This is a genomic window from uncultured Methanobrevibacter sp. (assembly GCF_937881195.1).
Taxonomy (GTDB): Archaea; Methanobacteriota; Methanobacteria; order Methanobacteriales; family Methanobacteriaceae; genus Methanobinarius.
Map to the genome: position 1 here is coordinate 17,106 of NZ_CALGFC010000063.1, position 11,836 is coordinate 28,941.

Here is an 11,836-nt window from a genome sequence, read left to right on the forward strand (position 1 = left end):
GCTATTTGTTTTCAGCTTCATTTACTCTAAATTGAGTAATTTTTTTAATAAGTTCATATGGGATTGGTCTATCATAGGGGAATTGTGCAGCCCCTTTAGATGTTTTATATGAAGATAATTCTTCTTTAAAATTCTCTATTCCACTTGGACTTGGATAAAAACCAATATGTTTCTTATTAACTGCAAAATGAACTAAGTTTTCTTTTTGATAGAAAGTAGGCATGCCCCATCTTATTCTTTCTTCTGAATTAGGGGCTGCTTCTTTAATTGTTTTCCTTATTTTTTTTAATATTTCTTGAATATCTTTTGAATATTCAGAAATATATTCATCGATAGTTTCTACCATAAACTATCTCCTTATTATTTAGCTATTTTATCTTATTTTAACTACTAACTTACTTTAAGTATTAGTTTACTTTAATTATAATCTTAATTTAGCTATTTTATCTCATTGGATTTTTTATCTTATTTTGACTATTTTTATTTTAAATATTCTTCAATGACGATATTTCCGTCCATAAATATTAATCCATGTTCTTTAGCATAATCTTCTGCATCAGCTACAGACCTTGCTTCACCAGTTGTACCATCCATCATCTCACAAACAACAGTTACTGGGGTTATTCCTGCCATTTCTCCCATAGCTAAACTTATTTCAGTATGGCCTTGTCTATTTTTTAAAAGGTTATCTGCTCCTCGAAGTAATGATACATGGCCAGGAGATCTGAATTCTGCTCCAAAATCACCAAATCTTCCTTCTTCACACATTTTAGCCATACTACTAATTGTTAAAGCCCTGTCATTGTCAGTTATTCCAGTGAATGTTTTACGGTGGTTTGCCCAAACAGAAAAGGATGACCTTTCATCATATGGTATATCATTAGGGGTTAATTCGCCAAGAATAGGATATTTGTCTTTTGCAACATCCATAATATCTGTCATAAATGGTAATCCAAGTTTATCACAGAATTCTGGATGAATACAGCAACAAATTAAGCCTCCTGCATCGTTTCTCATAGTAGCTACTTCTTTAGCCCCTACAAATTCTGCCCCTATAATCATGTCGGTTTCACTCTCTCTTTTTTCATCATCATACATAAGAACAAATTCACCATTTTGTAATGCTTTTAATGCTTTTTTTAACATGATTTCACCATTTATTATTTTTATTTATAATAATTTTTATAAATCTTAATTTTAATATCTAATTTTATATAGCTAATTTTAATATCTAATTTTAATATCTAATTTTATATAGCTAATTTTAATATTCAATATTAATAATTAATTTTTATAAAACTTTTTTTTTATGATACACTTTTTTAATATATTTATTTCTTATACAATTTATTTTTATAATTTTATTATATTATAAATAACATTTTTCAATTATTTATTTTATTTTCATTCATTTATTTAATTTTCAATTATTTTTATTATTTTTAAATATTTATTCTATTTTTCAACTATTTATGATGAGTTTAACCTTGTCGCCGTCTTTTAAACTTAATTTTTCTCTTAAATTTTCTTCTGCTATAAACTCTAAATAATTATCTTCGTGTGTTGTTTTATCAGGGAATAGTATTGCTCCATTAATAATTTCTTCTTTTTTAGAGCTATTTAATGTGGCTTTTATGTATTTAACACCACCAAAACCTTCTCTAGATTTAATAATATTTTTGGTATTCGATTTTATTTTTTTAATCGAATCTAAATATTCTTCAGGAACAATAATATTAAGCGTCCCTGGGTATGGCGTGAAACCGCATTTTTCATTAAATTTTGATTTGTAAAATTCCTGACCTAAAAAATATGCTCCTTTTCCATAACCTGTTGCAATAGATCCTTCAATTTCCATAATAATCATCATTATGATATAATTCTATTATATAATCTAATTATATTTTATTTTATAATTTAGTTCTATTTTATAATCTAATTTTATAATCTAATTATATTTTGTTTTATAATTTAGTTCTAGTTTATGATTTAATTTTATAATCTAATTATATTTGATTTTATAAAGTGTTTCATTTAATTTCTAATTTTATAGTTGAAAATATCGGTCCTCTAATATCAATTATTTTATTCTCATTATTAATGTAGTTCATAGCAATATCATCTAATTTTAAATTAACATCTGATAAAGCTCTAGCTATTGTATTTCTAATTATAAGTTCTTCAGAACCACTAAGAACTGCTTCTTCTATTTTATAAGCTATTTTAGCGCTCAATGAATCTATATATCTAATATTTGTAGGAATGCCTTTTTTAATAGCATCATAAACAATCTTAGTGTCTTTTGGTATTTCACTAATAATGTCTTCTTCACTATATTTTTGAGGGTTTAATTCAACTTTCTTAACACTTTCTTCAATATTCTTAGGTATGCCCAGAATATTTCCATCATAGATATAAATTTGGTTTGTTGAAGCAGGGCCAAGAAGTTTAGTATTACTTTCTTCTTCAAAAGCTTTAATAACTATTTCTTTATTTAAAAATTCTCCTTCAAATATTGTAAATTCACAAGGGGAAACACAATCTTTTTCATTATTCCAAGTATCTAAAATGTTGTTCATAACTGATTTTCCCTCATCTGTAACGGGATAATAGTTATAATTTAACATAGTAGCTATATCTCTGTCACTAAGTTCTAACTTTTTGTATAATTGTGGATATACTAATGTTCTAACATCATTTATTTGATTAAGAACCATAGCAATTCTTTCAACACCTAAACCTAGATTCATAACTTCTTGTTCAATTCCATAATTTGAAAGAGCTATTGGGGAATAAAGTCCAAAAGTAGCTATTTCAACCCAATCATCTAGTTTTGGGTGATATCCATAAACTTCAGTTTGTGTTTCTGGAATATAATATTTGGATTTTTTTTCATCTGGAACAAATTTAAATTTGGAAAATCCAAAATATTTTAATAATGCTTCAGAGATAGCTTTTCCAGTATCAAGAGTAACATTGTCATCTACAATAACACAAGAAGCAGAATGGTAAGTCATAAGATGACTAGAATCTTCTTTTTGCTCTCTACGGAAACATCTATCTATTGAAAACATTTTTAAAGGCATTTTATAATTTTTGACCATTTTTTCAAGTGATATGAACCATCCAGATGTCATGTGGGATCTAAGGGTATTGTTACTTGCAATAGGCACTAATTCTTTAATTTCTGGGAAAACTTTCTCAAGAATGCTTAAACCTTCTTCATTATCTAATTCAAGAGATTCAGAAACCTTTAAAACCAAATCATCTCCATCAAGATGCCCTTTTTTATATCCTCTAAATACTTCTTGTAATTTAGCTATTTTATTGTCATCAATATCTTTTCCAAGATTTTTTATATAATTTATTTTCTCTGTTTCTATTCCAATATCTGGACGAGGTAATCCTGCTAAATAGAAACATCTATCAAGAACAGCTGGAGCTTCTGGTCCAAATTGTTTATAAACATCATTTTTATCAATAAATAATGGGTTAACAGTTTCACTAAACCCAAGCCTAAGATATGCTTCACGGAGCATGGAGATTGTATCATATAAAATATGTGGTTTTCCTATTTCATATTTTAATCTGGGATATTCTTTATCAGGATGTGGTTTTTTTATTAAATTTCCAGATTCAACCCAAGCGCGTTCAAAATCTTTTTTAGCTAATTTAACAATTTTTTTTCTATCCAATCCATTTCCTCCTGATATTTATATTGATAATAGTTTAATATTCTTTAATAATTACTATTAAATTAATATTTATAATTAGTTTATAATTATTTAAACTATTTTCTTATAGAATTATATTATTACTATAATATTATTAGAATTTCGATTTATAATTTATATCTTTTATATATTATATAATATTTTAAGAATTTTTCTCATTTTTTAAAATAAAGAATTTTTCTAATTTTCAAAAATATATTTTCAATAATAAATTTTCAATAATAAATTTTCAATAATATATTTTAAAATTAGATTTTTAAAATTTTATAAAAATATTTATAAAATTAAGATTAAATATTATTATTATGGAAACTAAAATTATTAAATCAGATGTGCTTATTATTGGTTCAGGGGGTGCTGGTTGTCGTGCAGCAATCGAAATTTCAAACAATGGACTTAATCCTCTGATAGTATCTAAAGGACTTTCATTCAGGTCTGGATGTACTGGAATGGCTGAAGGGGGTTATAATGCAGCTTTTGCTTTTGTAGATGAGCAAGATACTAAGAATATTCATTTTAATGATACTATGAAAGGGGGTAGCTATCTTAATGATTCTAAATTAGCAAAAATTTTAGTTGATGAAGCTACTGATAGATTAATAGATCTTGAGGAGTATGGGGCTCTTTTTGATAGACAAGAATCTGGGGAACTAAATCAAAGACCTTTTGGAGGTCAAACATTTAGAAGGACTTGTTTTCAGGGAGATAGAACTGGGCATGAAATTATAATGGCTTTAAAAGAGGAAATAATAAAAAGAAAAATTAAAACAATTGATGAAGTCATGATAACTTCTTTAATACTTAATAATTCTATAGATGATGAAAGAAAAGTTATCGGTGCAGTTGGAATTTCTTTAAAAGATTCAGAAATTATTTTTTTCCAGTCAAAATCTGTTATATTAGCTACTGGGGGAGCAGGTCAACTCTACCCAGTAACATCTAATACTTTTCAAAAAAATGGGGATGGTTTTGCACTAGCTTATAATGCAGGAGCAGATCTTATTGATATGGAAGAAATTCAATTTCATCCAACTGGAATGCTATATCCCGATTCTAGAAAAGGCATTCTTGTTACAGAAGCTGTTCGTGGTGAAGGTGGAATTCTTTTAAATGAGAATAATGAAAGGTTCATGGTAAATTATGATGAAAGAAAGGAATTAGCTACTCGTGATGTTGTTTCAAGGTCTATTTATAATGAGATAAGAAATGGGAGAGGAAACAAGCGAGGAGGAGTTTATCTTGATGTTACTCATCTTGATGATGAATTAATTGAGGAAAAACTTGAAACTATGCTATTACAGTTTATGGATGTTGGTGTTGATATAAGAAAAGAACCAATGGAAGTTGCTCCTACTGCCCACCATTTTATGGGAGGAGTTAGAATAGATGAAAATTGTCAGTCTTCAGTATATAATTTATTCGCTGCAGGAGAAGTAACTGGAGGAGTTCATGGAGCTAATAGGTTAGGGGGAAATGCATTAGCAGATACTCAAGTATTTGGAAAAAGAGCAGGGATATCTGCATCTTTAGCCGCAAAAGATTCTGAATTTGAAATTAATGAAGAAGAGATAGAAAAAGAAAGTAACAGGATTAAAGGGCTTGCTAAAAAAGGTTCTATTCCTCCATTTAAAATTAAAAAAGAACTTCAGAATTTAATGTGGGATAAAGTAGCTATAATAAGAAATGAAATAGATTTAGATGAAGCTTTATTCCAATTGTATGATTTAAAAGAAAAATTGAATTATATGGATGTTGAAAAAGATACTCATTACAACAAAGGACTTCAAGAAGCTTTAGAAGTCATTAACATGATTAATATTTCTATTTTAACAGTTGAATCTGCTTTAATGAGAAAAGAAAGTCGTGGAGCTCATTTCAGAGAAGACTTCCCTGAAACAAAAGAAGAATGGAAAAAGAGTATTGTAATGAATAAAAACCATGAGGTTAGATTCATTCCTAGATAGCTAATTAAATGATTTTCTTTTGGTAATTAGTTATTATTATCATAAAATAATTCTTATTTTACTTATTTACTATTTTTTTTACTGTATTTAATTATTTTATTATTTATTCATCTCATTATTTTAATTATAACTTTTTTTTTTAAAATTGTTTATATATTATTTTATTATAAATTAGTTATTTAAATTATTTTATCTTATTTTTTTAAGCGATTTTTTCTAATTAATGTATATTTTTTCTAAAAGTACAATATTTACTTTTTAAGCTAATTAATTTTATATAAATCTCTTAACTGATTATAAAATAGTAATGGCTATGATTTAAATATATAAAAATATTTTGTAAATGAATTTTGTAAAATAAAAATAATTTATGAAATCATAATTATTTTATTAAATTAAAATTTATCCATAAAAATACCATTTTAATGAAAAAATCATTGTTATAAAAACAATAAAAATTTTAATATAAGAAAATCATATCCAATAAAAAGGATTTTGATATTATGAAAACCATAAAAACCACATTTAATATAGATTCTGAAATAATGGAAGGCATAAAATTAGTAGCTGTAAATAAAAATAAAACACAAAATGAAATAGTAAATAATTATTTAAAACAAGGGTTAATTAATGAAACAGGAATAAACCCAAAAGAAACACTTAGCGAAAGGATAAAAAGATTGGGACTTGAAAATAAAGTGAAAATAGCTAATGAAAAAACATATAATCCTAATTCAATGGAAAAAGAATTGAATTCTATAGTTGGATTAGCTAAAGCACCAAAAGGAGTAAATCCAGTTAAAGCATTACTTGATTTAAGAAATTGTAGAGATTAAAATATGGATATTATAAAATATATTTTTTGAATTAATGCTTGATAGTTTTTTATAATTAAATTTTCCATTAACTTCTAATTTTACTTATTATAATCTGTTATTCCTAGCCTATTTCCAAAAGGATCTTCAAATTCTACAGCAGTTCCAGTTCCTATCTCAAAAGGCTTGGATAAAAATTTTATTCCTTTTTCACTCATTTTTTTATATTCTTTTTCAACATCATCTACAACAAACCATATTGTAGGCTTCATGTCTTTAAATATATTTTTATCTTTTAGTATAATTGCAGGTTCAGATTCACCAACATTATAAGCAGCCATACCTTTTTCACTAAAGTCAAATTTTAATTCAAGTCCAAGAACATTTTTATAATATTCTTTAGCTTTCTCAATATTATCTACTGGAAGAAAAAAATTATCATATTCCATTAAAACACCTTATTTTTAATTAATTAAACATATTCTTATTTAATTATCAATTTTCTCTGATTCAACTTCTTGCTATTTCTTTTAGATCTTTTATAGATTTAGCTGCTTTTTCAATAATTAAATTTTCATCAAGAGTTGTTAATTTTCTATTTTCCATGAGTATTTGTCCATCACAAATTGTTGTATCTACATTTGATCCATTAGCTGCATAAACAAGATTTGAACTAACTAAATTACTCATTGGATTTAAATTTACTGAACTTTTATCAATTAAAATTATGTCTGCTTTTTTCCCAATTTCAATTGATCCAATTTCTTCTTGAAGATTTAAAGCTTTTGCACCATTTATAGTTGCCATTTGAATAGCTTGTTTAGATGTTAAAGCTTCTGGGTTTAATGTATCTACTTTTTGTAGAAGTGATGCAAATTTCATTTCTTCAAAAAGATCTAAATTATTATTTGATGCAACACTATCTGTTCCAAGACCAACACATATTCCTTTTGTTAATAAATCTTGTATAGGAGCTATTCCAGATGATAATTTCATATTACTACATGGATTATGAGATATTTTCACATCTTTCTCTTTTATAATCTCTATTTCTTCTTTTGATAACCAAACTCCATGAGCAGCTATAACATCTTTTCCTAAAAAGTCTAATTCATTTAAATACTCAAATGGTCTTTTTCCAGTAGCTTCTATAACATCATCAATCTCTTTTTTTGTTTCATTCATATGTATATGGATTCCAACCTTGTATTTATTAGCTTCTTTTCTAACTCTTTCTAATAATTCTTTTGAAGCTGTAAATGTGGAATGAGGTCCAAATAATGTTTTTATCCTTCCATTAGCTGAATTGTTATAATTTTTTATAAGGCTTATATTTTCTTTAAACTCATTTTCACGTTTCTCTTCATCTCCAAAATCTATCATTCCATAGGATAAACATCCTCTTATTCCTGATTCTATGGATGCTTCAGCTACATTTTCCATATAGAAATACATATCATTAAATGTTGTTGTCCCTGATTTAATCATTTCTATGATTGCTAAAAGAGCTCCATTATAGCAATATTCTCCATTTAATCCAGCTTCTGCTGGCCATATATTATCATTTAACCATTCATCGAGTGCCATATCATCAGCTAAACCTCTAAATAAGTTCATAGATAGGTGAGTATGTGTATTAACTAATCCTGGCATTAATATCCTGTTTTTTCCATCAATGATTTTATCAATACCTTTTTCTGATATGGATTCTTCATCTTTTCTAGCTATTTCGGATATTTTATCATTTTCGATTAATAAATCTCCTTTAAATGATTCAACATCATTATTTCCTTCTGATTTTGGATTTAGTATAACTGTATCTTTAATTAAAATATTTTTAGTTTCCATCATCTCACCATATTCGAAAAATCTTTAAACTTGATTACTTATAATAAATTATATATTAATTATTATATTAATTATTAGAATTATTAGATATTATATTAATTAAATTAATTATATATTACATTAATTAAAATTATTATATTATTTATTATATTAATTATTAGAATTAGTTATTAGAATTATTAGATATTAATTAATTAAAATTATTATATTATTTATTAAAATTATTGGATATTATATTAATTAAAATATTATTAATAGTCAAATATTAATTTTAATTTAAATATCATTAATTATTAATATAATAATAAAATTTATGCGAGTTAAGATAATCTTATATTATTAAGAATTAAAATAAGTTTTATTATTAAAGATTATAGATAATTATAATTTTTATATTTTATATTTATATATTTTATATTATTATTACTATTATTATTTATCAAATGATTATGTACAATTATATTCATTAATAAAAAGGAGAAACAATGGAAATTAAAATTGCAATTCCTTCTAAAGGACGAATTAGTGATCCTGCAGTATCTATTTTAGAAAAAGCAGGGCTTGGACTTAAAGATGCTTCTAATAGAAAATTATTTTCAAATACTCATAATTCAGACATTAGTGTCATGTTTGCTCGTGCAGCTGATATTCCTGAATTTGTAGCTGATGGAATAGTTGATATGGGAATAACTGGTCTAGATTTAATTAAAGAAAGTGATTCTGATGTTGAAATTTTAACAGATCTTAAATTTGGTCAAACTAGTTTAGTTATTGCTTCTCCCGAAGATTCTGATATCAATTCTCTTGAAAATATTAAATCTGGTGTTATTGTAGCTACTGAATTTCCTAATTTGACTAATTCTTATTTTAAGGATAAGGGTATTGATGCAAAGATTGTTGAACTTACAGGATCAACAGAAATTGCTCCTTTTATTGGAATAGCTGATATTATAGCTGACCTAACAAGTACTGGAACTACTTTAAAAATGAATCATCTAAAAATTATTGATAAAATTTTAGATAGTTCAATAACACTTATTGCTAATAAAGATAATTATTTCAACAATAAAGAAAAGAAAAATCTTATCGACACTGTAAATATTAGTATTAAGGGTGTTATTGATGCAGATAGGAAAAAATTATTAATGATGAATGTTTTAAAGGATGATTTACAAGCTATAAAAAATTTAATGCCTTCTATGTCTGGGCCAACTGTTTCAGAAGTTTTATCTGATAAAGAGGATACTGTAGCTGTTCAAGCAGTTGTAGATGAAGAAGAAGTTTTTGATCTTGTAAACAAGCTTAAAAATTCTGGAGCTAGAGATATATTAGTTGTACCAATAGAGAGGATTATTTAAATTTATATTTAAATCTTTATTCATTTTTATTAATCTTTATTTAGCTTTACTTAGTTTTATTTAGTTTTATTAAATTTATGAGGGATATTATTGAAATTTTTAAGGTTTTTTACTAGTGATTGTAATTGTGATTTTGATAAAAATAATGTAAATAATCATTCTAATATTAAAACTGGATATTTTGATGGGGAAAAGGTTATTGCATTGAATGACTCCATTGAAATTGTTTTAAAAAATTGGCAAAATAAGGATTATCTTGAAAATCAAATTATAAATAGCTATTCTCTTGAAGATATTATTTTCACACCACCAGTTTCTCCTTCAAAAATTATTTGTGTTGGTCTAAACTACAAGGATCATGCTCTTGAACTTGGTATGGATCTTCCTTCTGAACCTAAAATTTTTTTAAAACCTCCTTCATCCGTCATTGCTCACATGGATAATATTGAATATCCTGAAATGTCTTCTGAAGTTGACTATGAAGCAGAATTAGCTATTGTAATTTCTAAAACAGGAAAAAACATTCCTTTAGATGAAACTGATGATTATATTGCAGGCTATACTATATTAAATGATGTTACTGCAAGAGACCTTCAAAGAAAAGATGAACAATGGACAAGAGCTAAAAGTTTCGATACTTTTGCCCCTATTGGTCCCTTTATTGAAACAGAAATGGATCCTATGAATCAAGATATATCTTTATCTATTAATAATGAGCTTAAACAAAACTCAAACACAAAAAACATGGTTTTTTCTCCTAATGATCTTGTAGAATTTATTTCAAGAATAATGACATTAAATCCTGGGGATATAATTGCTACTGGAACTCCTTCGGGAGTTGGACAGATGAAAAAAGGAGATTTAGCAGAAGTAAAAATTGATGGCATTGGTTTATTAAAAAATAAGGTTATTTAATTTTAAAAATAGATATTTTATTAATCAAAACTTTCAATACTTTTGATATTTTCAATATTTTTAATAATTAATACATTTAATATTATTAACACTCAATACTTTCATTATTTTTAATAATTAATATTTATTATTTTTAAAAATCAATATTTCAATATTTTTAATAATTAATAAATTCATATATTATTTAATATATTCAATAATTTTAATACTTTTAATATAATAATTTTAATATAATACTTTTAATATTCTTAATATATTCATTTATTTAAATTAATTCAAAGAGGAGTTATAATGGATTCGGATGATAAAGCTAATGAAATTCCAATGGATGATTTTTTAATTAGTGATTTAATTAAAATTATTCATAAATCATATAAACATTATTTAGTCCATAAATTAGCTTCTTTAGATATTACGCCTGGCCAAATCCCATTTATATTGGAATTATTACATTCTAAATCATTATATCAAAGTGATCTAACTTCTAAACTTCTTTTAAGTAGAGCAGTAACTGCTAAAACTCTTAAAAAACTTGATGAAAAGAAGATAATTAAAAGAAAAGTTGCTGAAGATAATAAAAGAAAGAATGAAGTTTATTTGACTGATAAAGGAAAAGAAATCGCTTCTGAAGTTGAAAAAATTGAGAAAAACTGGGATAAGGTTCTTTTAAAAAACTTTAGCAAAGATTTTCCTAATGAAGATAAAAAAGAATTAAAAAAGATTTTAGAATCTTTAGCTAAAAGCTCTTTTAACTCTGTTATGGAGGAAAGAGAAAAATCTGATCTTCATGGATGGGGTGATTATGATGATATGCAAAACTTTTATAAAATGCATCATTCAATGGCGCATCCATTTAAAGGGCATTATTTTAGAGGAAAACGTTCTAGAATGAAATTTTTAAGAAAAAAAAGAGAATTAGACGCCAAACGCTTTAAAAAACACTGATGTATTTTTAACTTATTTTCTATTTTTTAATTATTAGCTATTAGTGAAGAATTTTTTAATTTTTCATAAATTTTCAATATAAATCAAAAGATTTATATAGGGAGTGTTTACTATATTATATTGTGAATAGTTGTATTAAAATACTATTTTCATATTTGATTTTTATTTTTTAATTTTCTTATATTCTTTTTAACTTCGTTAAACCTGAATATAACGAAAAAAATTGAAAATAAAAGTTATATATAAAGAAAAAAGCA

At 25.3% G+C, this 11,836-nt stretch carries 11 protein-coding genes; 5 read left to right on the forward strand and 6 right to left on the reverse strand.

Annotated elements, in window-relative coordinates:
- Position 1 precedes the first annotated feature (1 nt).
- From Q0087_RS08730 to sepS, 4 genes are all read right to left on the reverse strand, one after another.
- Positions 2-346 carry an iron chaperone gene (locus Q0087_RS08730; protein WP_297899550.1) on the reverse strand — a complete coding sequence of 115 codons (345 nt, stop codon included), beginning with the start codon at positions 344-346 and terminating at the stop codon, positions 2-4.
- 134 nt (positions 347-480) lie between these two features.
- The gene (gene ribB, locus Q0087_RS08735; RefSeq protein ID WP_297899552.1) at positions 481-1,146 is read right to left on the reverse strand and encodes a 3,4-dihydroxy-2-butanone-4-phosphate synthase; all 666 of its coding nucleotides are present in this window, start codon (positions 1,144-1,146) and stop codon (positions 481-483) included.
- Between the two features lie 316 nt (positions 1,147-1,462).
- Complete coding sequence (locus Q0087_RS08740; RefSeq protein ID WP_297899554.1) at positions 1,463-1,858, reverse strand: DUF120 domain-containing protein; 396 nt, start codon at positions 1,856-1,858, stop codon at positions 1,463-1,465.
- A 172-nt stretch (positions 1,859-2,030) separates the two neighbouring features.
- Complete coding sequence (gene sepS / locus Q0087_RS08745; RefSeq protein ID WP_297899556.1) at positions 2,031-3,695, reverse strand: O-phosphoserine--tRNA ligase; 1,665 nt, start codon at positions 3,693-3,695, stop codon at positions 2,031-2,033.
- Positions 3,696-4,039: 344 nt separating this feature from the next.
- On the opposite strand from sepS, the gene tfrA reads away from it, so the two are divergent.
- Both tfrA and Q0087_RS08755 read left to right on the forward strand, forming a co-directional pair.
- The gene (gene tfrA, locus Q0087_RS08750) at positions 4,040-5,698 is read left to right on the forward strand and encodes a fumarate reductase (CoM/CoB) subunit TfrA (RefSeq protein WP_297899558.1); all 1,659 of its coding nucleotides are present in this window, start codon (positions 4,040-4,042) and stop codon (positions 5,696-5,698) included.
- 503 nt (positions 5,699-6,201) lie between these two features.
- Positions 6,202-6,534: a hypothetical protein gene (locus tag Q0087_RS08755; protein ID WP_297899560.1), complete on the forward strand. Its 333-nt coding sequence runs from the start codon at positions 6,202-6,204 to the stop codon at positions 6,532-6,534.
- An 80-nt stretch (positions 6,535-6,614) separates the two neighbouring features.
- Here the strand turns inward: Q0087_RS08755 and Q0087_RS08760 are convergent, their stop codons facing one another.
- Together Q0087_RS08760 and Q0087_RS08765 are read right to left on the reverse strand one after the other, a co-directional pair.
- Positions 6,615-6,962, reverse strand: a complete 348-nt coding sequence (locus Q0087_RS08760; RefSeq protein ID WP_297899562.1) for a VOC family protein — start codon at positions 6,960-6,962, stop codon at positions 6,615-6,617.
- 61 nt (positions 6,963-7,023) lie between these two features.
- Complete coding sequence (locus Q0087_RS08765) at positions 7,024-8,361, reverse strand: amidohydrolase family protein (RefSeq protein ID WP_297899563.1); 1,338 nt, start codon at positions 8,359-8,361, stop codon at positions 7,024-7,026.
- A gap of 485 nt (positions 8,362-8,846) precedes the next feature.
- Between Q0087_RS08765 and hisG the strand changes: the two genes are divergently transcribed.
- From hisG to Q0087_RS08780, 3 genes are all read left to right on the forward strand, one after another.
- A complete protein-coding gene (gene hisG / locus Q0087_RS08770) occupies positions 8,847-9,719 on the forward strand; it encodes an ATP phosphoribosyltransferase (RefSeq protein ID WP_297899565.1) in 873 nt (290 codons plus the stop codon).
- Between the two features lie 90 nt (positions 9,720-9,809).
- Positions 9,810-10,634 (forward strand): fumarylacetoacetate hydrolase family protein, encoded by an 825-nt coding sequence (locus Q0087_RS08775; RefSeq protein WP_297899567.1) that lies wholly within the window; start codon positions 9,810-9,812, stop codon positions 10,632-10,634.
- Between the two features lie 291 nt (positions 10,635-10,925).
- Entirely contained in the window at positions 10,926-11,579 is a 654-nt protein-coding gene (locus Q0087_RS08780; RefSeq protein WP_297899569.1) for a MarR family winged helix-turn-helix transcriptional regulator, read from the forward strand.
- Positions 11,580-11,836: the final 257 nt, after the last annotated feature.

Coding starts and splice junctions, on each gene's coding strand:
- Q0087_RS08730 (WP_297899550.1), bottom strand. CDS start 346: ATGGTAGAAACTATCGATGAATATATTTCTGAATATTCAAAAGATATT.
- ribB (WP_297899552.1), bottom strand. CDS start 1,146: ATGTTAAAAAAAGCATTAAAAGCATTACAAAATGGTGAATTTGTTCTT.
- Q0087_RS08740 (WP_297899554.1), bottom strand. CDS start 1,858: ATGGAAATTGAAGGATCTATTGCAACAGGTTATGGAAAAGGAGCATAT.
- tfrA (WP_297899558.1), top strand. CDS start 4,040: ATGGAAACTAAAATTATTAAATCAGATGTGCTTATTATTGGTTCAGGG.
- Q0087_RS08755 (WP_297899560.1), top strand. CDS start 6,202: ATGAAAACCATAAAAACCACATTTAATATAGATTCTGAAATAATGGAA.
- Q0087_RS08760 (WP_297899562.1), bottom strand. CDS start 6,962: ATGGAATATGATAATTTTTTTCTTCCAGTAGATAATATTGAGAAAGCT.
- Q0087_RS08765 (WP_297899563.1), bottom strand. CDS start 8,361: ATGGAAACTAAAAATATTTTAATTAAAGATACAGTTATACTAAATCCA.
- hisG (WP_297899565.1), top strand. CDS start 8,847: ATGGAAATTAAAATTGCAATTCCTTCTAAAGGACGAATTAGTGATCCT.
- Q0087_RS08780 (WP_297899569.1), top strand. CDS start 10,926: ATGGATTCGGATGATAAAGCTAATGAAATTCCAATGGATGATTTTTTA.